General features: G+C 71.3%; 28 protein-coding genes. 11 read left to right on the forward strand and 17 right to left on the reverse strand.

Annotated elements, in window-relative coordinates:
* The first annotated feature begins 95 nt into the window (after positions 1 to 95).
* Complete coding sequence (locus ACFYWM_RS25160; protein ID WP_389917939.1) at positions 96 to 623, forward strand: ATP-binding protein; 528 nt, start codon at positions 96 to 98, stop codon at positions 621 to 623.
* Here the strand turns inward: ACFYWM_RS25160 and ACFYWM_RS25165 are convergent.
* Genes ACFYWM_RS25165 through ACFYWM_RS25175 form a run of 3 tightly spaced genes read right to left on the reverse strand, consistent with a single transcriptional unit; the run spans position 510 to position 3212 of the window.
* On the reverse strand, positions 510 to 1952 hold the full coding sequence (locus ACFYWM_RS25165) for a wax ester/triacylglycerol synthase family O-acyltransferase (protein WP_389917941.1): 1443 nt from the start codon (positions 1950 to 1952) through the stop codon (positions 510 to 512). The genes ACFYWM_RS25160 and ACFYWM_RS25165 overlap by 114 nt on opposite strands.
* 4 nt (positions 1953 to 1956) lie before the next feature.
* Positions 1957 to 2115, reverse strand: a complete 159-nt coding sequence (locus tag ACFYWM_RS25170; RefSeq protein ID WP_389917943.1) for a hypothetical protein — start codon at positions 2113 to 2115, stop codon at positions 1957 to 1959.
* A 29-nt stretch (positions 2116 to 2144) separates the two neighbouring features.
* Positions 2145 to 3212, reverse strand: a complete 1068-nt coding sequence (locus tag ACFYWM_RS25175; protein WP_389917945.1) for a PucR family transcriptional regulator — start codon at positions 3210 to 3212, stop codon at positions 2145 to 2147.
* Positions 3213 to 3428: 216 nt separating this feature from the next.
* Between ACFYWM_RS25175 and glyA the strand changes: the two genes are divergently transcribed.
* Positions 3429 to 4736 (forward strand): serine hydroxymethyltransferase, encoded by a 1308-nt coding sequence (gene glyA, locus ACFYWM_RS25180; RefSeq protein ID WP_389917947.1) that lies wholly within the window; start codon positions 3429 to 3431, stop codon positions 4734 to 4736.
* Between the two features lie 351 nt (positions 4737 to 5087).
* Here the strand turns inward: glyA and ACFYWM_RS25185 are convergent, their stop codons facing one another.
* On the reverse strand, positions 5088 to 6185 hold the full coding sequence (locus tag ACFYWM_RS25185) for an NADH:flavin oxidoreductase/NADH oxidase (RefSeq protein ID WP_389917949.1): 1098 nt from the start codon (positions 6183 to 6185) through the stop codon (positions 5088 to 5090).
* A 197-nt stretch (positions 6186 to 6382) separates the two neighbouring features.
* Between ACFYWM_RS25185 and ACFYWM_RS25190 the strand changes: the two genes are divergently transcribed.
* Together ACFYWM_RS25190 and ACFYWM_RS25195 are read left to right on the forward strand one after the other, a co-directional pair.
* Complete coding sequence (locus tag ACFYWM_RS25190; protein WP_389917951.1) at positions 6383 to 6742, forward strand: ArsR/SmtB family transcription factor; 360 nt, start codon at positions 6383 to 6385, stop codon at positions 6740 to 6742.
* A 100-nt stretch (positions 6743 to 6842) separates the two neighbouring features.
* Positions 6843 to 7061 carry a DUF2277 domain-containing protein gene (locus ACFYWM_RS25195; RefSeq protein ID WP_350967565.1) on the forward strand — a complete coding sequence of 73 codons (219 nt, stop codon included), beginning with the start codon at positions 6843 to 6845 and terminating at the stop codon, positions 7059 to 7061.
* Positions 7062 to 7349: 288 nt separating this feature from the next.
* Here the strand turns inward: ACFYWM_RS25195 and ACFYWM_RS25200 are convergent, their stop codons facing one another.
* Positions 7350 to 7520 (reverse strand): hypothetical protein, encoded by a 171-nt coding sequence (locus ACFYWM_RS25200; RefSeq protein WP_389917953.1) that lies wholly within the window; start codon positions 7518 to 7520, stop codon positions 7350 to 7352.
* A 252-nt stretch (positions 7521 to 7772) separates the two neighbouring features.
* Here ACFYWM_RS25200 and ACFYWM_RS25205 point away from each other — a divergent pair, with 252 nt between their 5' ends.
* Positions 7773 to 8279 carry a DUF6461 domain-containing protein gene (locus ACFYWM_RS25205; RefSeq protein ID WP_389917955.1) on the forward strand — a complete coding sequence of 169 codons (507 nt, stop codon included), beginning with the start codon at positions 7773 to 7775 and terminating at the stop codon, positions 8277 to 8279.
* Positions 8280 to 8340: 61 nt separating this feature from the next.
* Here the strand turns inward: ACFYWM_RS25205 and ACFYWM_RS25210 are convergent, their stop codons facing one another.
* From ACFYWM_RS25210 to ACFYWM_RS25240, 7 genes are all read right to left on the reverse strand, one after another.
* A complete protein-coding gene (locus ACFYWM_RS25210; protein WP_389917957.1) occupies positions 8341 to 9462 on the reverse strand; it encodes an RNA-guided endonuclease InsQ/TnpB family protein in 1122 nt (373 codons plus the stop codon).
* A 255-nt stretch (positions 9463 to 9717) separates the two neighbouring features.
* Positions 9718 to 10053: a transposase gene (locus tag ACFYWM_RS25215; RefSeq protein ID WP_389918348.1), complete on the reverse strand. Its 336-nt coding sequence runs from the start codon at positions 10051 to 10053 to the stop codon at positions 9718 to 9720.
* Positions 10054 to 10473 (reverse strand): hypothetical protein, encoded by a 420-nt coding sequence (locus ACFYWM_RS25220; RefSeq protein ID WP_389917959.1) that lies wholly within the window; start codon positions 10471 to 10473, stop codon positions 10054 to 10056.
* 241 nt (positions 10474 to 10714) lie between these two features.
* Entirely contained in the window at positions 10715 to 12703 is a 1989-nt protein-coding gene (locus ACFYWM_RS25225; RefSeq protein ID WP_389917961.1) for a Xaa-Pro dipeptidyl-peptidase, read from the reverse strand.
* Positions 12704 to 12803: 100 nt separating this feature from the next.
* On the reverse strand, positions 12804 to 13820 hold the full coding sequence (locus ACFYWM_RS25230) for a glycoside hydrolase family 6 protein (RefSeq protein ID WP_389917963.1): 1017 nt from the start codon (positions 13818 to 13820) through the stop codon (positions 12804 to 12806).
* Positions 13817 to 15937 carry a galactose oxidase-like domain-containing protein gene (locus ACFYWM_RS25235; RefSeq protein ID WP_389917965.1) on the reverse strand — a complete coding sequence of 707 codons (2121 nt, stop codon included), beginning with the start codon at positions 15935 to 15937 and terminating at the stop codon, positions 13817 to 13819. Before ACFYWM_RS25235 ends, ACFYWM_RS25230 begins: the two co-directional genes overlap by 4 nt.
* A complete protein-coding gene (locus tag ACFYWM_RS25240) occupies positions 15934 to 17676 on the reverse strand; it encodes a glycosyltransferase family 2 protein (RefSeq protein WP_389917966.1) in 1743 nt (580 codons plus the stop codon). Before ACFYWM_RS25240 ends, ACFYWM_RS25235 begins: the two co-directional genes overlap by 4 nt.
* Positions 17677 to 17907: 231 nt before the next feature.
* Between ACFYWM_RS25240 and ACFYWM_RS25245 the strand changes: the two genes are divergently transcribed.
* The 3 genes from ACFYWM_RS25245 (at position 17908) to ACFYWM_RS25255 (ending at position 20220) form a co-directional block, all read left to right on the forward strand.
* A complete protein-coding gene (locus ACFYWM_RS25245) occupies positions 17908 to 18654 on the forward strand; it encodes a pirin family protein (RefSeq protein WP_389917969.1) in 747 nt (248 codons plus the stop codon).
* 154 nt (positions 18655 to 18808) lie between these two features.
* Positions 18809 to 19459, forward strand: a complete 651-nt coding sequence (locus ACFYWM_RS25250) for a DNA polymerase beta superfamily protein (protein ID WP_389917971.1) — start codon at positions 18809 to 18811, stop codon at positions 19457 to 19459.
* Positions 19456 to 20220 carry a DNA polymerase beta superfamily protein gene (locus tag ACFYWM_RS25255; protein ID WP_389917973.1) on the forward strand — a complete coding sequence of 255 codons (765 nt, stop codon included), beginning with the start codon at positions 19456 to 19458 and terminating at the stop codon, positions 20218 to 20220. Before ACFYWM_RS25250 ends, ACFYWM_RS25255 begins: the two co-directional genes overlap by 4 nt.
* A 34-nt stretch (positions 20221 to 20254) precedes the next feature.
* Here the strand turns inward: ACFYWM_RS25255 and ACFYWM_RS25260 are convergent, their stop codons facing one another.
* The 3 genes from ACFYWM_RS25260 to ACFYWM_RS25270 form a co-directional block, all read right to left on the reverse strand.
* Entirely contained in the window at positions 20255 to 21445 is a 1191-nt protein-coding gene (locus ACFYWM_RS25260) for an MBL fold metallo-hydrolase (RefSeq protein WP_389918349.1), read from the reverse strand.
* A 239-nt stretch (positions 21446 to 21684) separates the two neighbouring features.
* Positions 21685 to 21981: an MTH1187 family thiamine-binding protein gene (locus ACFYWM_RS25265; RefSeq protein ID WP_389918351.1), complete on the reverse strand. Its 297-nt coding sequence runs from the start codon at positions 21979 to 21981 to the stop codon at positions 21685 to 21687.
* Positions 21982 to 22095: 114 nt separating this feature from the next.
* Positions 22096 to 22782 carry an MOSC domain-containing protein gene (locus ACFYWM_RS25270; RefSeq protein ID WP_389917975.1) on the reverse strand — a complete coding sequence of 229 codons (687 nt, stop codon included), beginning with the start codon at positions 22780 to 22782 and terminating at the stop codon, positions 22096 to 22098.
* A gap of 83 nt (positions 22783 to 22865) precedes the next feature.
* On the opposite strand from ACFYWM_RS25270, the gene ACFYWM_RS25275 reads away from it, so the two are divergent.
* The 3 genes from ACFYWM_RS25275 to ACFYWM_RS25285 all read left to right on the forward strand — a co-directional run bounded on the left by ACFYWM_RS25275 (position 22866) and on the right by ACFYWM_RS25285 (position 25168).
* Positions 22866 to 23558 (forward strand): endonuclease V, encoded by a 693-nt coding sequence (locus ACFYWM_RS25275; protein ID WP_389917977.1) that lies wholly within the window; start codon positions 22866 to 22868, stop codon positions 23556 to 23558.
* Between the two features lie 2 nt (positions 23559 to 23560).
* A complete protein-coding gene (locus ACFYWM_RS25280) occupies positions 23561 to 24526 on the forward strand; it encodes an ankyrin repeat domain-containing protein (RefSeq protein ID WP_389917979.1) in 966 nt (321 codons plus the stop codon).
* A gap of 93 nt (positions 24527 to 24619) precedes the next feature.
* Positions 24620 to 25168, forward strand: coding sequence for a hypothetical protein (locus ACFYWM_RS25285; RefSeq protein ID WP_389917981.1), 549 nt, complete (start codon positions 24620 to 24622; stop codon positions 25166 to 25168).
* A 128-nt stretch (positions 25169 to 25296) separates the two neighbouring features.
* On the opposite strand, the gene ACFYWM_RS25290 is transcribed toward ACFYWM_RS25285, so the two are convergent.
* Together ACFYWM_RS25290 and ACFYWM_RS25295 are read right to left on the reverse strand one after the other, a co-directional pair.
* Positions 25297 to 25785, reverse strand: a complete 489-nt coding sequence (locus tag ACFYWM_RS25290) for a hypothetical protein (protein WP_389917982.1) — start codon at positions 25783 to 25785, stop codon at positions 25297 to 25299.
* Between the two features lie 168 nt (positions 25786 to 25953).
* Positions 25954 to 26403: a hypothetical protein gene (locus ACFYWM_RS25295; RefSeq protein WP_389917984.1), complete on the reverse strand. Its 450-nt coding sequence runs from the start codon at positions 26401 to 26403 to the stop codon at positions 25954 to 25956.
* Positions 26404 to 26426 lie beyond the last annotated feature (23 nt).

The following is a 26426-nucleotide window of genomic DNA, read 5'->3' on the forward strand; positions in this document are numbered from 1 at the left end:
TGTGTTTCCGTATTCCAGGGACACGATCACCCCTCCCCGATTAGGACGGGTCACCCAGGGCAAGGTTTCTGCACATCGGCTGAAAGGAGGGGACAGTGGAGGCCACGATCGCGCTGCGTCTGCCGCGTGACGCCGCGAGTGTTCCCGTGATCAGACAACTTCTCGACTCTTCGCTCCAGGCCCTGGGGGTGGTGACGCAGATTCGCGAGGACATCCAGCTCATGCTCTCGGAGGCGTGTTCCAACGTCATCCAGCACGCCACCCCCAGTGACGACTACATGGTCAGCACCGAGCTGTCCAGGGACCGGTGCATCATCAAGGTGGTGGACGCCGGCAACGGCTTCGACTTCTCGGGCGCCACCTCCCCCGCCCCCACCTCCGAGCACGGCCGCGGGCTGCTGATCATGCAGGCCCTGGCCGACGACATCCGGTTCGTCAACCGGCCCGAGCGAGGTTCGATCGTCTGCCTGGAGAAGACCCTGCGCTTCGTCAAGGACGCCCCCGGCCTGTCACTGCTCCTCAACGAGGAACTTGAGTTCCAGGAGGGCGTCCCTGAAGTAGTCGGTGACGGTCCACACGTCGGGAACCATCTCCCTGCAGGCGATCACGCCGACGTCAAGTGAGCCGTCGTAGGAGAAGACCGTGATGTTGACGCCGCCGCTGGCGTCGGTCACCACGGAGACGGGGTGGTACGCGAGCAGCCTGGCGCCGCTCACGTAGAGGGGGATCTGCGGGCCGGGCACGTTGGAGATCACCACGTTGATCGGGCCCGCGCTGCCGGCGAACAGGTTGAAGGCCGCGCGGGAGGCCAGGCCGGTCAGCGCGGAGGGCATCATGTCGCTGAGCTGCTGGAGCCAGCGCGCCGGGGCGAGCGAGGAGCGGTCCTTGATCAGGCGCATGGCGTCCCGTACGGCCAGCAGCCGTTCCACCGGGTCGGCGATCTGCGTGGCCAGGGTGGTGATCATGATGCTGACCTGGTTGCCCGCGCTCTGGTCGCCGGGGAGGCGGAGCGAGAACGGCACCCCCGCGACGAGGGGCTGCTCTGGCAGCGCGTCGTGCTTGAGCAGCCACTGGCGCAGCGCCCCGGCGCACAGGGACATCACCACGTCGTTCACCGTGACGCCGAAGGCGTTCTTGACCAGCTTGACGTCCTCCAGCGGCAGCGTGGTGAAGGCGAAGCGCCGGTGCGCGCTGATCCTGCCGCTGAACGGGGTGCGGGGAACGGTCATGCGGGGCATGGCGGGCACCTCTGCCGCGCCCGACCCGGACAGGTAGGTGGCCAGGTCACGGGTGAGCCGCGAGACCAGCCCCGCCCCGGGCACCTGGGAGACCAGCGGGATCTCGTCGAGGTGCGGGACGGCGTTGACCAGGAACCGTATCGTGTTGGCCGGGTTGGCGGCGACCTTGGCCAGCCCCCGGGCGACCATCTCCGCCGTGTCGATCTCCTCCTCCGGCTCGGCCTCGGGCGCCATCGGGACCTCGGCGGGCTCGGGTGAGGTGTCCAGCAGGCTGGCCAGCACGTCGGCGCCGGTGACACCGTCGACCGCGGCGTGGTGGACCTTCATGTAGAGGGCCGTACGGTCGCCGCCGAGGCCGTGGATCAGATACATCTCCCAGAGCGGGCGGCGCCGGTCGAGGCGGCGGGCGTGCAGCCTGGCCACCTGCTCGCCCAGCTGCCTGTCGCTGCCCGGCCTGGGCAGCGCGATCTCGCGCACGTGGTAGTCGAGGTCGATCCTGGAGTCCTCGGTCCAGTACGGGTGGTCCAGGCCGAGCGGGACGAAGGCGAGCCTCATGCGGAAGGGCGCGGCCAGATGGAGCCGGTGGGCCAGCAGCGACACCAGGTCGGCGCGCGACAGGCCGCCGGACAGGATCGCGAGCCCCCCGATGTTCGCCACGTTCGTCGAGGTCTCGAAATTCAGGAACTGTGTGTCCACCGCGCTGAGCTGCCGCACCGTCTTACCTCCGGGATGTCGTCCTCCCATCCTGCTCCCGCGAGGTCGCCAGGGCCAACGCGGCCAGCACCACGAGGACGACCACGGACACGAGGACCAGCGACAGCGGGATGAGCGCGAGCACGACGACGACGGTCATGATCTCGTTGATCAACTGCGGCACCGCAGAGCTGTGCCCTGATTACCGGGCCGTTACACCGCATTCCAGCGACAGAGCTTCAGCGCGAGATGGAGTTCTAACCTGTGGGTTCCGTTCTTGAGGTCGCGGCCGGCCAGCTGCTCGATCCTGGCGAGGCGGTAGTAGAGGCTGGTGCGGTGCAGGTGCAGCTGCCTGGCGGTCTCCTGCGCGTCTCCCCCGCTGTCCAGGTAGGTCTCCAGGGTGGTGAGGAGGGCCGGGTGCTCGCGCAGCGTGTCCAGCGGGCCGCCCGCGCCCGGCTGGCCGGTGACCGGCTCGGCGAACAGCCGGTAGACGCCCAGGTCCGGCCAGTGGGCGACCGGCCGCAGCGTGCGTTCCGCCGCCGCCGCCCTGGCCGCGGTGAGCGCCTCCTCGTGCGCCCGTACGGCCGACTCCAGCCCCGGATGGAGCGCGCTGATGCCGACGCCCGCCCGGATCCTGGCGGCGAGCCGCTCCCCCAGCGCCGTCGCGTCCTCGCCGCGGTTCAGCAGCAGCACGGCGTGGCGGTCCAGGATCGTGAAGGCCGGCGGGCGGCGTACCCTGACCAGCTCGGCGCCGACCGCCTCGCGCAGCCCGTCCGGGTCGCCGCGCAGCGCCAGGACGCGCAGCGGCCCCTCGCCGAGCACGCCCGCGGCCCGCCGCACGCCGATCTCACCGGTGAGCAGCTGGCTCAGGGTGTGGGAGCTGCCGCCGTCGTCGAGCAGGGCGGCGATCGCGGCGGCGTCGCGTACGGCCCTGTCCAGCTCCTGCGGGCTCAGCGGGCCGGGCCCCTCGATGATCCAGAGGTAGCCGACGCGGCGGTTCTGGTGGAGCAGGGGTACGCAGAGCCGAGCCGCCATCCCCAGATCCGGATTTTTCGGGATTCGTACCGGATCGCGGGTCGTGGCCACCCCGTGCGACTCCTGCCAGGCGCTCACCTTGGCGGGAACCGACCGCGAGAGGATGGCCTGCGCCCTGACCTGGTCGACCTCCCCGTGATGGGCGCTGTGTGCGACGACCCGGCCCTCCAGGTCGTCCACGGACATGCCTCTGCCTACCGCCAGGGCCAGCGATTCCAGCAGATCCTGGACATCATCCGCTATCACGGTCCAATCCTACAGATGTAGGAAGTATCTCCGGCGACGGAACGATGACTCGATCTGGCGCGAGCCGTAGCGTCGCACTTATTCATTTCGGGGAATCCGGGGAATCCGCCTCGCGAGAGGCGGGAGGTCCGTCTCGCGCGGGCCGGGGGCCCGTCTCGCGAGCGCCGGAGAGTCCGTCTCGTGAGAGCCGTCAGATCGCCCGATGAGAGGAGCCTCGTGCAGGAGCGCAGCCGCGTCGCCCCGTGGGCACCGCCCCGGGCACAGCTGCGCCTGGCCGAGCTGGAGGCCGAGGTGAACGGGCTGGGGCTCGACGGGGTCACCCGGCTGGTCGACGCGGTGCTGGCCGAGCACCGCGGCCGCCTCGACGAGGACGGCGTGGTGCTGTACGCGGGCACCAACACGATGAGCGCGCGGGCGAGGGCCGCGCACGAGATCTCCCTGGGCTGCCGCCCGTCGATGGGCTGGCCGGGAGAGAAGTACCAGACCGGGCTGGACGAGCTGGACGTGCTGGAGGTGCTCGCCCCGCTCCAGGTCGCGGCGCTGATGGGCGGCACGTTCGCCGAGGTGCGGCTGCAGAGCGCCACCCTGGCCAACCTCGCCTGCTACAGCGCGTTCGCCCGGCCCGGCGACACGATCGCGGTGCTGCCGGAGACCGCCGGGGGCCACGCCAGCCACCACGCCCAGGGCGCCGCCGGGATCCGGGGCCTGCGGGTGGCCGAACTGCCCTACGACACCGAGCGGCTCGACGTCGACCACGCGGCCCTGCCGGCGTTCCTGCGCGAGCACCGGCCCGCGCTGGTGGTGATCGGCGCGAGCCTGATGCTGTTCCCGTACGACGTCGCGGAGGTACGGGCGGCGTGCGACGAGGTGGGGGCCCTGCTGGTCTACGACGCCTCGCACGTGGCCGGGCTGATCGCGGGCGGCCGGTTCCAGCGGCCGCTGGACGAGGGCGCGCACCTGGTGACCATGTCGACCTACACGTCCTTCGGCGGCCCGCCGGGGGCGGCCGTCGTGACCCGCGACGAGGACCTCGCCCGCCAGGTGGCGGCGGCGGCCTACCCCGGCCTGACCGCCAACTACGACGCCTCGCGGCTGGCACCGCTGGTCCTGGCCGCCGCCGAGCACGCCGCGGGAGGTTCCGGGTACGCCGACCGCTGCGCCGCCAACGCCGGGGCGCTGGCCAGGGCGCTGGACGGTGAGGGTTTCACCATGGCCGCCGCCCACCTGGGCTGGACCGCCTCGCACCACGTGGCGGTGGACGCCACCGCGTTCGGCGGCGGGGAGGCGGCCGCCCGGCTGCTGGCCGAGGGCGGCGTCTACCTCAGCGGCGTCCACCTTCCGGGGCAGGCTCCCGGCGAGCCCGTGCGGGGTCTGCGGATCGGCACCCAGGAGGTGACCCGCCGCGGCTTCGACCCGGAGACCATGGGCGAGGTGGCGGTCCTGATGCGCCGCCTGCTCGTCGACGGCCAGGATCCGGCCACGGTTCTCCAGGACGCGGTGGCCCTGCGCCGCGCCACCCCATGATCCCGGACCGGCCCGCTCGACCCCCGGAGGTTCGCCTCCCGGCGGGCCGGTCCGCTCATCGGCACCTCCCCGAACGCTCCTGAACCTCCCCTGGACCTCCCTTGACAGGCGGACCGGCCCGCGTCCCCCCTGGCGGACCGGTTCGCCGCCCTCCCGCCCCACCCGCGTGTGTCCCCTCGTTCCGGACGGGTCACCTCCCCGCCCGGCGGGAGCGACACGCGCGGGTGGCGGCCGGGCGGAGCCGCGGCGCGCGGTGGTGTCCGCCTGTCCCCCGGCGCGTGGCGGCCGGGGCCGCGTCAGACCGCGCGGTGGTACCCGCCTGCCCTCGGGCGCGTGGCGGCCGGGGCCGGGTCAGACCGCGCGGTGGTACTGGTCGGGCCAGCGGGCTCCGGCGCCGAGCTCGCGGGCGGCGAGGTTCGGCCAGTAGGGGGTGCGGAGCAGCTCGCGGCCCAGCAGGACGGCGTCGGCCTGGCCCGAGGCGACGATCTCCTCGGCCTGCCGGGGCTCGGTGATCTCGCCGACCGCGCCCACCGGCAGGTCGGTCTCGGCCTTCACCCTGGCCGCGTACGGCACCTGGTAGCCGGGCCCCGTGGGGATGCGCGCCCCGGCGACGTTGCCGCCGGTCGAGGCGTCGAGCAGGTCGACGCCGTGGGCGAGCAGGTCCTTGGCGAAGCGGACGGTGTCGTCGGCGCTCCAGCCCTCGCGGTCGTCCGCGGGGTTCTCCGCGAGCCAGTCGGTGGCCGAGATGCGGAAGAAGAGGGGAAGCTCGTCCGGCCAGACCGCGCGGACGGCGTCGACGACCCGGAGCGCGAACCGGGTGCGGTTCTCGTACGAGCCGCCGTAGGCGTCGGTGCGGTGGTTGCTGAACGGCGACAGGAACTCGGCGATCAGGTAACCGTGCGCGCCGTGGATCTCGGCCACCTGGAAGCCCGCGTCCAGCGCCCGCCGCGCCGCGGCGACGAAGTCGTCCACGATCCGGTCGATGTCGCCGGTGCTCAGCTCCGTGGGGACGGGGTGGCCGTCGTTGAAGGGGATCGGGCTCGGCCCGACCGGCTGCCAGCCGTGCTCGCCGGGGCCGGTGGGCGCGCCGCCCTGCCAGGGGCGGCGGGTGGAGGCCTTGCGTCCCGCGTGCGCGAGCTGGATGCCGGGCACGGCTCCGTGCTCCCGCAGGAAGCTGGTAACGCGGGTGAACGCCTCCCGCTGGCGGTCGTTCCAGAGCCCGAGGTCGGCCGGGCTGATGCGGCCCTCCGGCGCCACCGCGGTGGCCTCGGCCAGGATGAGCCCGGCGCCGCCCACCGCGCGGGCGCCCAGGTGGGCCAGGTGCCAGTCGGTCGGCACTCCCTGCTCGGGGCCCTCGACCGCCGCGGAGTACTGGCACATCGGAGCCATCCAGATCCGGTTGGGGATGGTGACGGACCTCAACGTCAGGGGCTCGAACAGGGCGCTCACGGCCGTACTCCTTGCTTGGGAGGATCTTCTTGGGAGGGATCTTCTTCGGAGGGATCTTCTTCGGAGGGATCTTCTTCGGAGGGATCGCGGGAGCGGCTCCCCTGCTTCACATCTACTACGATAGTTCACGTACTACGATAGATGTCAAACTACGATCGCCTTCGTACAATCAAGAAGATCCACAGGAGGGAGCCACCGTGTCGACCGCGTCCGCCAGGGCCCTGGAGCATCCCGCGTGCGCGGAGATCCGTCTGGAGGGCGTGCTGCACGCGCTGTCCGACCCGATGCGCCTCCAGATCGTGCGCTTCCTGTGGCGGCTGGGAGAGGACGAGGAGGCCCCCTGCTCGGCGATCGAGCTGGCGATCACCAAGTCGACCACCACCCACCACTTCCGGGTGCTGCGCGAGGCCGGGGTGATCAACCAGGCCTACCGGGGCACGGCCAAGATGAACGCGCTGCGCCGGCACGACCTCGACACGCTCTTCCCGGGGCTGCTCGGCGCCGTCCTGGCCGCCGACGCGATCCAGTGCGAGCGCGACGGCTCACCCCGGGCGTGATCCGGGATCGGACCGCGAGGACCGCGAGGACCGCGAGGGCCGCGAGGGCCGCGAGGGCCGCGAGGGCCGCGAGGGCCGCGAGACGGAGTACCGTCCTGTCATGTGCCGGAGTATCAAGACCCTTCGTGAGCCCTACGCCAGCGATGTGACCGACGACGACGTGCGAGCCGCCGCGCTCCAGTACGTCCGCAAGGTGTCGGGCTTCCGCTCCCCGTCGACGCGCAACGCCGAGGCCTTCGAGCGGGCCGTCGAGGCCGTGGCCGCCGCGACCCAGACCCTGCTCGACGATCTCAAACTGAAGCACGTCTCCCGAGACTGACCGCGGACGTCAGGGGGCGGCGGAAGGCGGGCGGAGACGGCGAAGGCGGGCGGAGACGGCCCGCAGAGACAGCCCGCGAAGGCGACCGGAGCCGGAAGGCGGCGAGGGCACCGGCCCGCCGTGGCGCGCTACGAACCGCGGACCCGGGCGACCGGCGACGGCCGGACGCCCGACCGGATCCACCGGGCTCACCGGGCTCACCGGGCTCACTGAGCTCGGGTCCACCGGGCCGGTTTCGCCCCCCGGGGCGGTCTCGGCGGGCGCCGGGACCGTCTCCGGGCGGGTGGGTCAGTCGCGCGTGTTCGAGGAGCGGAAGAGCCTGCTCACGAACATGACCACCACACCCACCAGCCCGATGATCAGAGCCCACTTGAGGAGCGTGAAGAGGAAGCCCAGAACCGAGCCCAGCAGCAGGAAGCCGATCACCACGGCCGCCACGATCAGAAGAATTCGTCCCATGCACTCCACGCTAGGCCCCCGCCGGGCACGGCGGCAGGCCGGAGCCCCGATGTCAGGGACAAGCCAGGGTTCTCCCTCATGACCTCCCTGCCCTCCCTGCCGTCCCTGCCGTCCCTGCCCCTGCCGTCCGGGGGCCGGAACCGGGGGCGGGGACTGTCCATGATCACGGTTTCGCGGGATCGCGCCGATTCTGTCGGTCCCCGGTGCCAAGATCTTCCCGATCTGTCAGCCGAAGAGAATCGGAACCCCCCCGTGAGCGACTACGACTGGATCGACGACGACGCGTTCTGCGTGACCTTCGTCCGCGGCCTCACCCCGCACGAGGCCCTCGCCCACTTCCGCGTCGAGGTGTTCGACGGCGACGACGAGGAAGGGGACTACGAGGAGGGGCTCGTCTCCGCCCGTCCCGCCGAGGGCGGGACAATCCTCAGCGAGTCGCTCGGCTTCGCGGGAACGCTGCCGGAGGTCCTCTCCCGGCTCTCCTCGGGAACGGTGACGGCGAGCGTCTTCCGCAACGTCAACGCGGTCGCGAGCTTCGTCCACTACGCCGACGGCAAGGAGGTCCTCGGCTTCGACTGGATGTTCCCCGGCGACGACGACTCCGGCCCGTACCTCGCCGAGCGGACCGAGCTCGGCCTGGCGGGCGAGGACGCCGAGGGGGACCTTCCCGAGGCGCTGAAGCTGGCCGAGCGCGTCACCGGCGTGCGGGCGGACGGTTCGAGCGAGACCGTGGCGGCCCACTGCGTGTTCGAGCACTAGTCAACTACCCCGGCACGAAGGCTAGGGCTCGTGGCTCACCATCCTGACTGGAGGTCAGGCGTCAAGCCACGTGCGGCTGGTTGACAGCAGCCCGGCCCTCGACAGCGCGCGAGGCGATGTTGCGGGCCGCGTTGACGTCGGCGTGCTCAGCGAAGCCGCACGACGTGCAAGAGAAGGTTTCCTGGTCGGGCCGGTTGCGTTTGTCGACGTGCCCGCATGCCGAGCACTCCTGAGAGGTGTACGCGGGGTCAACGTAGACAACGGCGACCCCGGCACGGCGGGCTTTGTAGGCGACGAACCGGCCGAGCTGGTGAAAGCTCCATGAGTGCAGGGTGACCCGCTGGGGCTTGCAGAGCCGTACCCGGTCACGGATGCCCTGGAGATCTTCCAGGGCGATCCCTTGTCCGGTGCGTGCAGCCTCGGTCACGATGCTTTTGGAGATGCGGTGGTTGAGGTCACGGGCGAACCGGGACTCCTTACGGCGGCGCCGCTTTAGCAGCCTCTTGGCGGACCTGGTCTGCTTAACCTGCAGACGGCGCCGCAGTCGCCGGTTGCGATGGCGGACCGCGTTCAAGTGCTTGCCGCAGTGTCGTTCGCCGTCGCTGGTAGTGGCAATGTTGGCGATGCCGAGGTCGACGCCGAGGAAGGCGTCGGATTCGATGATGTCGGCATCGGGGACGTCACAGGTGGCGATGAGCAGCCACAGACCGTCTCGGTGGATCAGGTCGGATTCGCCCTTACGGTGGACGGCCAGCGCACGAGCCTGGGTGTCGGAACAGGCGAACCGGAGGCCTTTCATCCGGCCGCCGGTGGTCCAGATCGACACAGTGCGGACCTCGATCTGCCAGGACAGGCACCGATCGTCGAACGGCTGCGCTGCATCCGGGCGAAAAGCGATCGGCTTGGCCAGGGGCGGGCGAAGCTTCCCCCTCACCTGGGCCCTTACCGTTGTGTAGGCATCTGCGACCTTCTTGATGACGTGCTGAGCGGGCTGGGCCGACAAGCCCATGCCCTTCAGCTCACCATAGGAGTGTGCCCGCAGGTCGTAATTGCGAAATACTTTCATCTGCCACGCGACACCGGAGACGAGGGCAGCGGCGTCGTTGCACAGGCGCAGCGTGTCCGCCAGCGCCGCCTCCTGGACAGGCGTAGGGAACAACCGGACCTGTACAACGAATTTCACGCTGCGCGGTTTACAGATAACTCACCGAACATGCGGCACCATATGTGATTCCCAACAAGCCTGAAGGCTCAAGGTTTCTCGTAGACATCCGCTGGACCGGCGATGCTCGCATGCCTGCTCACGGCCCTCGGCCCGGAAGAGAGCCGGGGGCTGCGCCTTGCAGAAGGGGTCGTGCTTTGCGGAGCGGCTCGTGCCTTCGAAAAGAATTCTGGCTTCCGGACGGGGCCGGAAGGCGGGGGATGCTTCTATGGTTTGTCAAGCGGCCGGATCGAGACCGTTTTGTGGGGGTGTGGGGCACAGCAGGGTGTAGATCTCTCGAGTGATGTAACGCTTGAGGCAGCGGATGATCTCTTTCTTGTCCTTGCCGTCTTTGATGCGTCGTTGCACGTAGTCGCGGGTGCGTGGATCAGTGGCCATGCGGGTGACGGCGATGCGCCACAGCGCGCAGTTGGCGTCGCGGTCTCCACCACGGTTGAGCCGGTGGCGGTGGGTCTTGCCGGAGGAGGCCGGTAGCGGGGCCACGCCGCAAAGCATGGCGAAAGCGGCCTCTGAGCGCACTCGCTCGGGATTGTCGCCGACGGTGACCAGCAGCTAGCCGGCCACCTCAGGGCCGATTCCGTTCACCGTCATCAGGGCAGGGTTGATCGCCTGGACAAGAGGTTCGATGAGTTCGTCGAGGTCGTCGATCTCCTCGGCCAGGTGCTGGTGTCGGCGAGCCAGGCTGCGTGATGCGATCTTGACGGCGGTGGCCGGGTCATCGTGGCGTGCCCAGTCGGGCCGCAACGCCGCGCAGACAGCGATCAACTCGCGGGTCGCCAGGGGGGCACGGACCGGCTCGGGTGCGGTGACGATCAGGGCTTTGAGCTGTCGTTGTGTGGTGGCGCGCTGGCGGACGGCGCTGCAGCGGGCGATGCGCAGGTTGCGCAACGCCTCGACGCGTCCGTCGCAGTGTTCAAGGTGACCGGTGACCTCGACCTCGTGTCGAGCCGGGCGCTGTGCCATGGTGGTCATGGCCGTCCTGTTCTCATCGACCGGACACAGGCGACACGCGCCGGCCGGGCGATACGGACAAGACAGTGACGGGGCCTCTGGCCAGGCTCCTATAAGGTCACGCGCAGCGTCCGGTGAGTGCGGACGAACGCCTCCCGGCCGAGGTCGGCAGATCCCGTTGAAGACACCGCGGCCGGTCAGACGACGAGCCGGGCCTCACCGGGAGGCGTTCACCTACATCCTCACTGTCAGATCCTCACTGTCAGCGGAGGGCGGAGCGCCCGCCGACGACCGGGAGGATGAGCGAGCTCGACTCCGGGTCGACCGAGACGCCGGTGCCCGCGGGCAGGCGCAGGGTGAAGTCGCGGTCGGTGGAGATGAGCACGACGCCGATCCGGTGGCCGGCCTTGACGACGTAGTCGCTCGGCTGGAGGTCGAAGTCGAAGTCGTAGAAGCGGCCCTCGCGCAGGAGGTCGGTCCTGGCGGCGGAGTGGCGGTTGCGGACGTCGAGCCAGCCCCTCGTGATGATCTTGTAGGGGGCGGTCTCCGTGACGTGCTCGGCCAGCCGGGCGCAGCCGGTGTCGCCGGGCACGCCCTGGCCGTAGCAGACCGAGGTGTCGTTGTAGACGACCTGGCCGTACGCGCGGGCGTCGGTGCCGTAGTCGACGAGCAGCGCCGTCAGGTACGGCGAGCGCCCCTTCTCGAACGCGGCGTTCACCGAGACCTTCGGGGTGCCCGACAGGCGCGCGTCGCGGGCCAGCGGGGCCGACAGGTAGGCCAGGCGGTTGGGGTCGGTGGCCTCGGCGTTCTCGGCGAGCTGCTCGGCGGTGCGGGCGCTCTGGTCGACGAAGGACTCGACGGTGTGGCCGCCCCGGGGGCGGTCGACGCTCAGGGTGCCGTTGCGGCCGTCCTTGCCGGCGTTCAGGCGCAGCCGCGCGTCCTGGGTGCCGGGCAGCGGCCAGGAGGCGTGCTGCGCCCACTGTCCCGGGCCCGACTCCACGTCGGCCTGCGGCTCGTCCATGATGCCGTTGCTCAGGCCGTACAGGTGGAAGTCGAACCAGCGGTGGAGCTGGCGCAGCCACTCGGCGTTGCGCCCGGCGAAGGAGAACGGGTTGAAGTGCGCGCCCTGGTGCAGCCAGATCTTGCGGGGCACGTCGCGCTTGGCGAGGGCGTCCCACCACTGGACGGCCTGCTTGGTCTTGACGTTCCAGTCGTTGAGGCCGTGCACCAGGAAGACGGCGGCGTCGACCTTGCGCACGTCGTTGAGATAGTTGCGCTGGTCCCAGAACTTGGAGTAGTCGCCGGTGACCCGGTCCTGGTCCCGCTCTATCTGGTCCATGAGCGCCCCGCAGACCTGCGTGGCGTTCTCGCGGGTCAGGACGTAGCGGGCGAGCACGTCGGCGTCCTCGCCCTGGTAGCCGCCGGGCGCCAGCACGCCGCCGTTGGCGCGGTAGTAGTCGTACCAGGAGGAGATGGCCGCGATCGGCACGATCGCCTTGAGGCCCTTGACCCCGGTCGCGGCGACGGCGTTGGGCAGCGTGCCGTTGTAGGAGACGCCGATCATGCCGACGTTGCCGGTGGACCAGCCGGCCTTGACCTCGTTCCCGGCCGCGTCGAACCCGCGGGCGCGGCCGTTGAGCCAGTCGATCGCGGCCTTGGGGCCCGCGGTCTCGTTGTCCAGGCCGGTCGTGGGGCAGCCGGTCGCCCGTCCCGAGCCGAGGTTCTCCACCAGCGCGATCGCGTAGCCGCGCGGCACGAAGTAGTTGTCGTAGTAGCCGCGGAAGGGCGGCGCGGCCGCGCGGTTCACGTCGAGGCCGTCGACGCCGAACATCTCGTCTCGCAGGTCGTTGAACTTGTTGCGCCGGTACTCCATGCCCGCCGGGTCGGAGCCGTCGAGGTCGACGACGTGGTTGGCCACGTCGTTGCCGCCCGCGTAGTAGGGGCTGGCCTCCATGATGACCGGGACCTTCAGCCCCGAGGCGGTCTCCTTGGGGCGCATGATGTCGACGGCGACCCGGTCGGGGCGGCCGTCGGCGTCGCTGTCGACCCCGGCCACCTCGACGAACACGGTCTCGGTGAGCGCGTCGGCGCGCGAGTGGACCGGCTGGGTCTCGCCGTTCTCGATCGGGGGGGCCGCGGATCGCGTGGAGGCGGCGGCGGGCGACGCGCCGGTGGGCAGCACGCCGGCCGGCAGTAGGCCGCCCGGCAGGGTGACCGCCAGCGCGAGGATGACGGTCTTCCATCTGTTCATCGAGGAAAGCTCCCAGAGGGTCGCTGAAACACTGACAACTCCGGTCAATCTCCGCGAAGCAATCTTGACCTGCAAGATCGAAGATATAACGAATAAGCGGCTATCTCGCGTTACGCGCGAGTTCCAGCGCGTATTCGGGGAACCAGTCGCCGGCGCGGGGCTCTCCCCGGTGGCACTCGCCGTCCGACTCGCCGGGCCGCTTGATCCACAGGAAGGCGTCGACCCGCTCGTGGCCGGTCTCGGTGGTCGGCTCCGCGCCGAGCGCGCGGCCCTTGGGGTTGCACCACGCGTCGTCGCCCTGCGCGTCGCGGACGGGGCCGTTGCCGTTGCGGGAGGTGTCGAGGACGTAGTGGGCCCCGCCGATCGCGTCCGAGAGCCGCCCGGCGACGGCGACGCTCTCCTCGACGGTGAAGAAGTTGCTGACGTTGAAGGCGAAGCCGTCGGCCTGGGGCACCCCGGCCCTGCGCATGGGCTCGGCCCACTCGCCCGGATCCTTGATCCAGCCGGCGTTCCCCGCGTCGACGTAGACCTTGGCGGCGGGCTGCCTCTTCAGCGTCTCCACCGCGTTGCGCAGCAGGTCGAGGCGCTCGCCCGCCTGGCCGCCCTGGGTGCAGTTGTCCAGGATGTGGGCGAGCGCGTCGGGCTCGACGACGACCAGGGCGGGCCGGTCGCCGATGCCCTCGGCGAACCGGCCGATCCAGTTGCGGTACTCCCGCGCGTCGGCCGCGCCGCCCGCGGAGAACTGCCCGCAGTCGCGGTTGGGGATGTGGTACGCCACCAGGACCGGGGTCCGGCCCGCCTGCCGGGCCTTGGTGGTGATGGCCGCGACCCTGTCCTTCGGGTCCTGGTCGCCGATCCAGATCGCGTTGGGCCGGTCGGCGATCCTGCGGATCAGCCCGGCCTCCTCGGTCCTGCCCTCCCTTTCGAGCTTGCGGACCTCCTGGGCCGCGGCGCCGTCGGGGTCGACGTAGAAACCGCTCGCGTCACCGGGGGCGGCGCCCCCCGAGGCCGTGCTCCCGGAGGCGGCGCTCCCGGAGCCGGCGGGCGCCGGGTCGCCGGTGCAGGCCGCCGTCGCGAGAGCGAGAGCCAGCGCGGCTGCGAGGCCGTACCTGTTCATCGAATACCTCCGGCGTGGGGACCCCGGGCCTGGCCCTGGGGAGCAGAAGTGGGAGGGCTGGAAGGACGGCGTACGCCGCGAGAGGCCGAGGGGAGCGTTTCGGCCTCCCCTCGGATGTGGACCCAGCGGGCCGGGGACGGCGTTCCCCGCTCGGTGAGCCCGAACAGCATGTACCACCCCGGGGGCACCAGGGCCGGATTGGAGGGTATCTCCGCGATGATCCCGGTCTTCACCCGGGTGAAGTCCAGCCTGATCGAGCGCTGCTCCACGTCGGTGACGTGGGTGACGGCGCTCGGGCGCATCAGCCGTACCTGGTGGATGCGCGCGGCGTCGGGGGTCTGGAAGCCGGCCCTGCGGCCCAGGAACACGCTCTCGCGCCCGCCGGTGAACACCGGCGCCTTCTCGCCGTTGTGCAGGTAGGTCGGCGTGTAGATCTCGATGCGCTGGTCGAAGGTGCCCGGAAGCGAGCCCGCCTTGTCGCCGAAGAGCGGGTCGGAGCCCATGCCGAGCACCCGGCCGTCGGGCAGCAGGAGGCCCTCGGCGTGGTAGTTGCGGCCGACGGCGGGCGCCGCGGCCTCGTGGAAGCTGTTGCTCTCCGGGCGGTAGACCTCCGCGCGCAGGACGTCGCTGGCGCCGCGTCCCCGGTAGTCGCTGGAGCCGTTGAAGGAGAACACGGTGTCGTCGGGCAGCAGCACGGCGTTCGGGTAGCGCACCGGGTCGGACAGGTCGGGACCCCTGACGTAGCGCGGGCTGGCCTCGGTGAGGTCGACGATGGCGGTCCTGGCGGTGGCGTTGGGCAGGCCCGGCTGGCGCTCGCCGACCGGTCCGCCGCCCATCACCATGACCCGCTGGTCCTGCGCGGGCGGCAGCAGCACCGAGGCGCCGGTCTCGTTCAGCTCCGGCTCGGGCAGCCCGGGTACGGGGGTGAACGCCTCCATCTCGTCGGGCGCCACGCCGCCCACGCCGCCCGGGGTCCGCACCGGCCGGTCGGTGTCGCGGCGGTAGTCCCAGATGCCGGGGGGACGCAGCGCGAGCTGGCCGGGGCCGTACCCGGCGCTCATGCCGGAGAAGAAGAGGGTGCCGTCCTCCAGCAGGAACAGCGCGGGGTAGGTGGGGAAGAAGCGCTTGGGGCCGGGCCGCCAGGTCTTGGTCTGAGGGTTGTAGATCTCGTTGTCCCTGGTGATCTGCCCCACGACGTCGAGGCCGGAGACGGTCATCACGCTGCCGTCGGGCAGGCCGGTCATGGTCGGGTACCAGCGCCCCTCGGCCATGTCCTGGACCTTGTCGTAGCGCTCGGTGACGGGGTCGAACTCGTAGGCGTCCCTGATGCCCTGGAAGTCCTGCTTGTCGAGCGTCATGCTGCCGCCCATGGCGTACAGGTCGCGCTTCTCCCGGCCCCTGAGCCCCTGGATCTCGAACTTGACGGAACCGGCCGGGGCGGTGAGCAGGCCCGGCGCGCCCTCGGTGACGGCCTCGGCGAACACCTTGGTCTGGCTGGGCCGGATGCGCACCTTCCCCGGTACGCCGGTCTCGACCTTGCGCGCGGGCGGCACGCTGACATGGGCGGTGGTGCGGTAGACCTGCCCGCCGGGAGCGGTGAGCAGCGTGCCGGGGTGGAACTCCCTGGGCTTGGCGTCGGGGTCCTCGTTCTTGATGGTGAGGGCGCCCGCGGCCCGCTTGACCTTGGCCTTCAGCACCTCGAAGCGGCCCGTGCCGCCCGCGATGAGCAGCTTGCCGTCGGGCAGCATCACGTGCCCGGCGCAGAAGAAGTCGACGGGGGTGTCGATCAGCTTGAACTCGTCCGGCATGCCCGGCCTCGCCGGGTTCCACAGCACGGTCTTGAAGGTGCCCTTGTCGAAGTTGGCGGCGTTGTTGCCGGAACCGGCGACGATGAGCACCTTGCCGGTGTGCAGCAGCGCGGCGTGGATGGCGTTGACCTTGAACCTCTCGGGGACGTCGAGGAAGGTCCAGTGGCCGTGGGTGGCCTTGTAGTCGTCGCCGTTGATGCGGTAGTCGTGCCACGTCTCGGTGGCGAAGCCCGCGACGGCGGGCAGGTTGATCGCGAGGATGGCGGTCACCACCGCCATCCCGACCAGGTGCTTGCGCAGGCGGCTCACGACTCACCACCGGCCGCTCGCGGGGCCGCCCTGAGCGCCCGCAGGTTCCAGGCCCAGGTGGTGAGCGGCCCCAGGCAGATGACCAGGGCGAGGATCCCCCACAGGGTCATGACCAGGTGGATGTGGCCGGTCCAGAAGATGGTCAGCAGCAGGCCTCCACCGAAGATCGCCGCCCACCACAGGTGGATGCGGAACGTGGCGACCTGGTCGGGGCTGGCCGAGTCGCCCTTGGGGGTGACCACGAACTTGCTGGGCCTGCGCAGCGCGGCGCCGATCAGCGAGGTGACGTAGATGGGCGCCGACAGCGCCGACATGACCATCCCGGCCACCCCCGAGGAGCCCTCGGGCTCGTGCGGGCTGACGTTGTGCCGCCGGTTCCAGGTGTAGAGCATGACCTGCAGCAGCGCCGCGTCGCCGTACAGCATGAGCCACACGTCCATCGGCACGGTGACGCCGGAGCCTCCGACGGCCATGAACAGGGTGGCGCTGAGCCCGGCCAGCAGCCAGTTGAGCGCGGACATCGGGTAGAAGGTCACCATCAGGGTGTAGTTGAAGAACCGTCCGGGCGAGAGCTTGGGCGCGGCCCTCCAGAACTGGGTGAGCAGCGTCTCGTAGGTGCCCCGGCTCCAGCGCAGCTGCTGGGTGAAGAAGTCGGTCCACGACGACGGCCCCTCCCCCACCGCCAGCACGTCGGGGGTGTAGACCGACATCCAGCGCTGCCCGGTCTCGGGGTCGCGGGAGCGGTGGAACTCGATGCCGGTGGCCATGTCCTCGGTGATCGAGTCGTACAGGCCGCCGATCTGCTTGAGCGCGCGGATGCGCACGGCGTTGTTGGTACCGACGAACATCGGCGCGCCGTACAGGTTGCCCGCGCGCTGGATCAGCGAGTGGAACAGGAACTGCTGGCTCTCGGCCGCCTTGGTGACCCCGGCGTCGTAGTTGCCGTACACCTGGGGACCGACGACGAAGGCCACCCGCGGGTCGCGGAAGTAGCCGAGCATGCGCTCGCAGAACTCCGGGAGCGGTACGTGGTCGGTATCGACCGAGACGAAGAAGTCGTAGTCGTCGCCGTGCGCGTCCAGCCAGCTGTTGTAGTTGCCGTGCTTGGTCTTGGCCCGGAAGCTGCCCTTGGGCTGGTTCCACTCGGGCACGCCCTTGCGGGTGAAGTGGTGGGCGCCCAGCCAGTCGCAGAGCTCGTGGATGTCGGGGTCGTCGCCCTCGTCCAGCAGCCAGACGTCGAACACGCCGTCGTGGCGGATCTTCAGCGCGGCGGCCAGGGTCTCCCTCACCATCTCCAGCGGCTCCTTGCCGGGTACGCAGGTGGTGATGAAGGCCACCCGGGTGCCGGGCTCGGGCGCGACCGGGACCGGGTCCCTCGCCGCCAGCATGGCGTGCACATTGGAGACCACGCTGACCAGCCGGAAGACCTCGATGAGGGCGATGGCGACGAGCATGATCCGGTCGGCGACCGGCAGGTACCACGGGATCGTGCCGTAGGGGTCGGGCCGGACGGTCCAGTGCTCGGGCAGCAGCAGCCAGACCATCAGGGTGAACTCCACGAGAAGCGCCGCGACCATCAGCAGCACCGCCCGCACCCGGTGCGGCTCGGTGGCCAGCAGGGAGCGGTAGCTCACGCGGTAGGGCACCCCGGGCTCCGGTTCGGTCACGGGCCCGGCGAGCCTGCTGAACCTCTCGTAGTCGTAGGGAGCGATTTTCGCGGCGTCGGCGGGGGTGCTCATCGTTCCGGCGACCTCGGAGCACGCGAAAGCAAGCCCAGCACTGTTCCCCCAGGTAGATCGCATAGGCCGCCCCCCGTCAAAGCGAGGTCACCTGCAGCCCGCGTAGTGATAAATCGTCACACATCATATTCGGATCGGTAAGCAAGATCTCCCCAACCCGGCGATGTGCGGAACATTTCACCCGGCCCGTTAGTTTAAGTTTCAACAACAGAGATGAGAGGACCACCAGGCATGAACGTCGACGTCCGCAGGTCGGGCGAACGCCCGGCCACCAGGATCCAGTGGCTGGACTCCAAGCACTCCTTCTCCTTCGGCCGTCACCGGGACCCGGACAACACCCACCACGGCGTGCTGCTCGTCAACAACGACGACATCGTCAAGCCCGGCACCGGCTTCGACACCCATCCCCACCGGGACATGGAGATCGTCACCTGGGTGCTGCGCGGCTCTCTCGTCCACCAGGACTCCGAGGGCCACGCCGGGGTGATCTATCCGGGACTCGCCCAGCGGATGAGCGCGGGGACCGGCATCCTCCATTCGGAGAAGAACGACTCCTGGCGGCTCCAGGGTGAGCAGCATACCGATCCGGTGCACTTCGTCCAGATGTGGGTGGTGCCTGACGAGGGTGGACTCGCCCCCGGCTACGAGCAGCTGGAGATCGACGCCGACCTGCTCGGCGGTGCCCTGGTCCCGGTCGCCTCGGGCATGGCCAGGGACGCGGGCCGCAGCGCCATCCGGATCAACAACAAATACGCCGCGCTGCACGTGGCCAGGCTCCAGCCGGGCCAGAGCGTGGAGTTGCCCGAGGCGCCGTTCCTGCACCTGTTCGTCCCCCGCGGCACCGTCGACCTGGAGGGGGCCGGGCACCTCGCCGAGGGCGACGCCGTCCGCTTCACCGCCACCGGCGGCCAGCGCGTGACCGCGACCGAACCGGCCGAGATCCTGCTCTGGGAGATGCACGCGACCCTCGCCGCCTGACGCGCGCTCCTCACCACCCGCCGCACGCGACCCCCGGTCGCCTGACGCGACTCCCGGCTGTCTGACGCGACCCCCGGGCCGCCTGACGCGCGCGTCCCTCACCGCGCGCTAAAACCCGTACCCGCGCCGGACGCGGGCCTGGCAGGCTGTGCGGATGGAGGTACGGTACGTCCCGGATCACTCGATACTGTCGGTGGTGGTCGGTTCGCGGGCATACGGGCTGGAGACCGAGGAATCGGACGTCGACCGGCGCGGCGTCTTCGTGGCGCCGACCCGGCTGTTCTGGCGGCTGGCCAAGCCGCCCACGCACGTCGACGGGCCGCTGCCCGAGCAGTTCTCCTGGGAGGTCGAGCGGTTCTGCGCTCTCGCGCTGGAGGCCAACCCGACGGTCCTGGAGTGCCTGTGGTCGCCGATCGTCGAACACGCCACCTCGGCGGGCGAGGAACTGCTCGCCGTCCGCGACGCCTTCGTCTCCGGGCGGGCCAACCAGAGCTTCACCCGGTACGCCGACGCCCAGTTCCGCCGCCTGGACCCCGCGCGCCCCAGGTGGAAGCAGGCCATGCACATGATCCGCCTGCTGCTCAGCGGCCTGCACCTGGCCCGCCACGGCGAGCCCCTGGTCCGGATGGACGCCCACCGCGACCGGCTGCTCGCCGTACGGCGCGGGGAGCTCTCCTGGGACGAGGTCGACCGCTGGCGCTCGGAGCTGGTGGCGAGGTTCGGCGGTACGGGCGTGCTGCCCGCCGAGCCCGACCGGCGGCGCGTGGAGGACTACCTGGCGCGCGTCAGGGAGGCGGCGCTGTGACCGTCACCCTGCCCTCCTGGCTCGCCGAGATCCCCGCCGGGCAGGCGCACCCCGCCGCCTTCGCCACGGTCAGCGGGGCGCACCTGTACGGCTTCCCCTCGGTCGACTCCGACGTCGACCTGCGCGGCGTGCACCTGCTGCCGCTGGAGGAGGTGGTCGGCCTGCGGACGGGCGAGGAGACCCTCACCCGGTCCTGGGTCCGCGACGGCGTCGAGGTGGACCTGGTCACCCACGACCTGGCCAAGTTCTGCCGCCTGCTGCTGCGCCGCAACGGCTACGTGCTGGAGCAGCTGCTCTCTCCGCTGGTGGTGTCGACCTCGCCGGTCCACGAGGAGATGGTCGCCCTCGCCCCCGGCTGCCTCACCCGCCATCACGCCCACCACTATCTGGGCTTCGCCCGCACCCAGTGGCGGCTGTTCGAGCGCTCCGGCGAGCTCAAGCCGCTGCTCTACACCTTCCGCGTGCTGCTCACCGGCGTCCACCTGATGCGCACCGGGGAGCTGGAGGCCGACCTCACCCGGCTCTCCGGCGGCCCGGCGTATCTCGGCGAGCTGGTGGCCGCCAAGCGCTCCGCCGAGCACGGCTCGCCGCCGGAGGGCGCGCCGGGGCCGGAGCGGCTGGTGGGCGACGTCGCCCGGCTGACCGGGCTGCTGGAGGAGGCCCGGGACTCCTCCGGGCTTCCCGACACCGCGCCGTCGGCGGGCACGGTGCACGACCTCGTCGTCCGTACCCGCCTGTCGGCGAGGACCGCCCGGACCTGAGGGGCCGTGCGGTCGTCGTGCTGTCGTCGTACGGTCAGAGCCTGGGGTCGGAGCCCAGGGGCGGGGGGGCGGGAACCCGCGCCGGGCCCTGGCGCGGGCGCGGCGTCTCGCCGCCGAGCAGCGTCTCCCACCAGCTCTCCAGCATGGGCACGTCGGCGGTGTCGACACGCGCGCCGGGACGGGGAACGACGATGCGGACGTCGCGGGCCTTCGCCTCGCGCCACAGCCGGTCGACCGGTTCGGCCCACGGGTGGGTGGAGAGGGCGAAGGTCGCCCAGTGCACCGGCAGGAGCAGCCTGCCGCCCAGGTCGAGGTGGGCGTTGACCGCCTCCTCGGGGTCCATGTGGATATCGGGCCAGGCGGCGTTGTAGGCGCCGATCGGCATGAGCGTGAGGTCGAACGGGCCGTGCGCGGCGCCGATCCCGGCGTAGCCGTCGAAGTATCCGGAGTCGCCCGCGTAGAAGACCTTCTTCTCTCCGGCCGCGATCACCCAGGAGCCCCACAGGGTGACGTTCCGGTCGAAGGTGCGGCCGGAGAAGTGGCGGGCGGCGGTGGCGACGAACCGCAGGCCCGCGACGGTCGCCTCCTCGTCCCAGTCGAGCTCGACGATCCGCGAGGCGGGCACCCCCCACCGCTCCAGGTGGGCGCCGATGCCCAGCGGCACCAGGAACGGGGCGGCCTGCAGCGCGGTGAGCCCGCGGACCGTCGCGCGGTCGAGGTGGTCGTAGTGGTCGTGCGAGATCACGATCGCGTCCAGCGGCGGAAGGCCCGCCAGCGGCCCCGGCACCGGGTGCAGCCGCCGGGGGCCGACCAGCTGGGAGGGCGAGGCGCGCCTGCTCCAGATCGGGTCGACGAGCACGCGGCGGCCCTCGATCTCCAGCAACGCGGTGGCGTGGCCGTACCAGATGACGCTCAGCCCCGCCGGGGACGGCCCGCCGGACGGTGAGGTCACCACGGGGATCGGCGCGGCCGGACGGCGCTCCTCGCGGTTGTTGAGCAGGTGCCAGGCGAGCTCCCGCGCGCTCTGCGGGGAGGGCACGAAGGCGCCGGGCGTGGAGTTGTGGAAGACGCCGTCCCGGAAGCGCGGCGAGCGGCGCATCCGCTCCAGCCGCTCACCGCCGGCCTTGCCCCCGAGTTCCGCGGGGATGTCCTTCAACGCCCAGCCGGCGGCGGCCAGCGCCAGCCCGCCCACGAGGAGACGCCCGATCGACCTGCTGCCCGCCATGCGGCTCACGCTCCCCGCGCTCCCGAAACCTGCCAGTGCCTGCAGAACGGTCCCGGCTCCGCCGGTGTTCCCGTTACGCTCTGGGCGAGACCGGTCACCCAGGGACGAGTCACCCGGAGGCGACATACCGGGACACTGCGTGCGCGTTCTCGACGACCGTGAACGACCGGCCGCGGGACGCCGAGGAGCGTCGGACGGGGCACCGGCGCGGGTGGCCGCGCGTCGCGGCCGCGGGGGCGCTACGGGGCGAGATGCCGTTCGACGGTGGCGACCTTGGTCTCCAGGCGGCCGCCCGCCCCCTCGCGGATGTCCGCCTTGAGAACGAGGCTGACCCGCCCTGCGCGGGCCTCGACCGCCGCGACGGCGTCCCTGACGACGGTCATGACCTCGTCCCAGGTCTCGCCCTCGACCGTGGTGAACATGGCGTCGGTCCGGTTGGGCAGGCCGGAGGCGCGGACGACGCGCACGGCCTCGGAGACGAGCTCGCCGACGTCCTCCCCCGCTCCGATCGGGGTCACGCTGAACGCCACGAGCACCGACATCTCTCACCCTTTCCCCGGCCTCACGCCTTCCGGCGCCTTCCCTCACGCACCCTAGTTTCCGGCCGGATCGGCGGGCAATCCGGCCGGGGCGAACCAGCGGCGGGCGTGTCAGCCCGGGGTGGCGGTGGCGCGGTCCCCGAGACGGACGGTGCCGGTGCGGGTGACCCGCATGACCACACCGAACTTGTTCTCGTGCTCGCCGATCAGCCACTTCTGCAGCTCGGGCCAGCGCTCGCGTCCCTCGGGGTCCCAGCTGGGTACGACGCACCTGATGCAGGGGCCCGCGTTGGCGCCGGTGACGGTGAGTTCCACCTCGCCCGCGGTGACCGTGGTGCCGGGCCCCCAGCCCTCCTCGTCGAACGCGGGCGCGTCGGTCTCCAGGTGCAGGTTGGGCCGGAACCTGAGCAGGTCCACCGGCCTGCCGAGCTCGTCGCCCAGGGCCGCCAGGGACGCCTCGAAGGTGACCAGCACGGTCTGGCCCCGGTCCTGCTGGCCGTCGGCGGCGCGCAGGCTCAGCGGCGTGCCCAGCGACTCCGCCAGCGCGTCCGGCAGACCGGGGGCGTGCCAGTCCCAGGTGGCGCCGTCCGGTCCGGTCAGCGTCGGCGTCGGCGCGTCTCCGCCCTCCGGGGAACCGTAGGCGGCGCGCCAGTGCAGCATCCCCGTCCGCCGCCGTACGGTCAGCACCGTGCCCGCGTGGCTCTCCCGTTCGTCGAAGAGCGCGTAGGCCCGGTCGCCGGCCAGTCCCCGTTCGTCGAAACGCGCTTCCCGGAGCTCCTCGCCCCGCAGCGACTTCACCGGCCACCGAAGAACCCGGTGAACCGCACCGAAATATGACGTCATATTATAAAAGTAGCGATCATGGAGTCATGAAGGTACAAATGCCGCGCACTGTCATGGAGGCCGAGGCCATCCAGGACGAGCTCAGAGCACTGCTCGACCTGACCGGTCCCGGGCCCCGCCATCCCGCCAGGATCGCGGGGGTGGACGTCGCCTACGACAGGGACCGGCTGGCGGCGGCGGTGACCGTCCTGGACGGGACGACGCTGGAAATCGTCGAAGAGGTCGCCGTGGCCGGGAGGGTGACCTTCGACTACGTTCCCGGCCTGCTCGCCTTCCGCGAGGTCCCCGCGCTGCTGGACGCCCTCGGGCGCCTGTCCGCGGCCCCCGACCTGGTCGTCTGCGACGGATACGGCCTGGCGCACCCGCGCCGCTTCGGCCTGGCCTGCCACCTCGGCGTGCTCACCGGGCTGCCCACGATCGGGGTCGGCAAGACCGCCTTCGTCGGCACCTACCCCGAGCCCGCGCCCGAGCGGGGCGCGTGGACCGACCTGACGCTGGACGGCGACGTCGTCGGCCGCGTGCTGCGCACCCGCGACGGGGTCAAACCCGTCTTCGTCTCCACCGGCCACCGCGTCGACCTCGACACCGCCTGCCACAACGTGCTGAACCTGACGCCCCGCTACCGCCTCCCCGAGACCACCCGCACCGCCGACCGCCTCTCGCGACGGTCCCTGGCCGAGAACTGTCGTACGGAACTGGTTGGATCCGCTCAGCACGACAAGATGGGATAGAAGTGGGCGAAGACGAGTGGGCCGAGGACGCCGACGCGTGGCGTGACACCAACCTGGCGCAGATCCGCCACCGGCTGGCGAACGGGTTCGACCCCGACCGGCGGCTGCCGTGGCTGCGCACGACCCCTCTGCACCAGGCCGCCCAGGAGGGCGCGACACAGGTGATCGAGCTGCTGCTCGCCTCGGGCGCCGAGGTCGATCCCGTCGACGCCGACGGCGCCACCCCGCTGTGGGAGGCCGTCCGCCACGGCTGGGACGACGCCGTACGCACGCTGCTCGCCGCGGGCGCCGACCCCTGGCGGCCGTGCATCGCGGGCCGCTCCCCCGGCGCCCAGGCCCTCTTCACCGAGATGGCCGGCCTGTTCGCCCACCTGCCGGGCGCTCCCAGCGTGAGCCCCAGGTTCCGCGAGCTCCAGGAGACCGTCGACGCGATGATGTTCTCGTACGAGGACTACGGCGAGGAGCTGTGCGTGGCCTTCGTCGGCGACGTGGCCGAGGACGAGGTCATCCGCCGCCTGGGCGCCGAGCCGGAGGCGTGCCCGCCGATGGGGACCGGCGAGCTGTGGGGCGCGGAGCAGGCCTCCCCGGTGGAGGTGCTGCGCGTGGCCAGCCCGCCGGGGGGCGGGGTGGTGCTCTTCCAGTCCGGCGGCATCCTGCCGGTGCGCGACGGGGTCGGCAGGGCGGTCACCTCGGGCGGCGGGGTGCTGGCCGGGGCGTTCCCGTCCACCAGCCCGTCGGTCGACATCTGGCGGGACGGGTTCCCCGCGGGGCGTCCCTCGGTCCACGAGCAGCTCTCCGACGACAGCATGGTCGAGCTGTGGATGTGCCGCTTCGGCGACTGCGGCGCCCACCCCTCCACCGCGACCGAGCGCACCCTGGGCCTGATGACGCTGCTGACCTCCACCTACATCACCGAGGAGTGGCTGTGGAGCGCTCCGATGAGGCTGGTCCCGGTCACGCTGCCGTGACGGGGCCGGGCGAGGCCGCGGGGTCCGTGTCAGGCCGGTGTCAGGTCCGTGTCAGGCCCGTGGCCGGTCCGGAATGGGTAGAGTCGCACGACGATGAGAAAGCACACGATCACCGCACTGTGGGAAGAGGTCCCGGACGACGCCGACGACCTCGTCGTGGTGCGCGGCGGGTTCAGGGTCTATCTGTGCCTGTGCGGCAGGCCGCTGTCCGACCGGGCGTCGGCGGAGCTGCACGCGTCGGAGACCGGCCAGTGCACCACCTGCCTGGGCACCACCGTCGAGGACATCGTGCCCGGCTTCTCCCAGCCCTGCACCGCCTGCGCCGGTACCGGCCGGCGTCGGGCCCAGCTGACCTGGGAGCTCGCCCACGTCGAGGCCGAGTCCGTCATCACCGTCGAGATCGTCCGCGGGCTCATCGCGGGTTTCACCGAGCCGTTCCGGCTCTCGGAGGTGGCCGACCTGGTCCGCGAGACCCTCCACCTGCCGGTGGGCCGCCTGCCGGTCGGCCCGCGCGTCCGCGACATCCTGCGCGGCCTGGAGGCCCGGGGCGAGCTCGTGCTGATCTCCGCCCCCGACGAGCTGCTCCGCGGCACCTCGGTCATGCTCTACCGCGATCCGTACTGGGAGCACGCCACCGGCTGACCTCGTCGCCCGCCCGGGGCGCCGGGCGGGCTCGTATTGTCCGGCCGGAGGCGGTCCGGCCGGACGGCGCCGGTTCGGACGCTCCTCGGCCGGGCGGGTTCGTGGCGTCCGGCCCGACCGGTGACGGTTCAGAAGTGGAACATGCTCACGATCGCCGAGATGGGGTGCTCCGCCCCGCTGCCGAAGCAGGTGGCGAGCGCGTAGCCGATGGCGGCCTCCCCGGGCTCCGGTGAGGCGACCCACTCGGCCCTGACCTCGCCGTCGGTGATGGTGGTGAAGTTTCCCAGGTGCTTCTCGCCGCGGAAGAGGGAGCTGGACTCCTCGGAGGTGGGGATCAGGGTGTAGACGACCTCGTTGTGGTCCACCTCCACCCGGTAGGAGTGGCGCGTGACGCGCCCCGGCCCGGGACGCAGCGGGACGGGGACGCCGTCGAGGGTCATGGTCAGCTGGTCGGGGCCGCGGGTGCCGATGGGGACGTGCCTCTGCGCGACGGCCTCGGCGGACCGGCGCACGACGACGGCGGGAATCGCCTCGCCCTCGACTCGCACGGTGCCGCCGTCTCGATCCAGCGTGAGCGTCAGCTCTCCCACGACCTCGTCGGTGACGTGTGTCTCCATGCCAGTAAGTATGCAAGCCCTCCACGCGCCCCGCCATCGGAATGATCATTCCGAGGATCCCGTACGGGAGGACCTCGCCGGACGGCGCGATCCGGGGATCCGAGTTGGGCGCCCGTCCGGAGCCTGTCCCGGCCCCCGCGCGGAACACGATCCGGGCGGGCGCCGGTCTCAGGTCGCGTGGTCCGCGTGGTCCGCATGGTCCGTGTAGCCCGCGTGGCCCGCGTGACCCGCGTACTCGTCGCGGCGCCGGAGCATGGCGGCCAGCATCAGCGGGAACATCGCCACGTGGGCGATCGTCATGAGCGCCCCGCCGTCGATGACGCCCAGCCAGAGCAGTGGGAAGAGCGGCACGACGGGGACGAACATGGCGGCGCACATCTCCAGGGTGGGAGTCCAGCCGTGTCCCCGGTAGCGCATCCAGACGGCCATGCCGACGGACATGTCGAACGCCATCAGCAGGTAGGCGAGCTCGGGCTGCCGGTCGTGGGAGAAGCCGAGGCCGGCGGCCGAAAGGAGCATGCCGAGAACGAGCATCCCGGCGAACATCGCGACGACCATCTCGACGTAGTGCCGGGCGAAGCGGCCCCACCGGCGGCCGGTCGGTGCTGTCTGTTTCATGGTCCAACCGTGTCGCCGTACCG

It is taken from the genome of Streptosporangium sp. NPDC002721, assembly GCF_042888905.1.
Lineage (GTDB): Bacteria > Actinomycetota > Actinomycetes > Streptosporangiales > Streptosporangiaceae > Streptosporangium.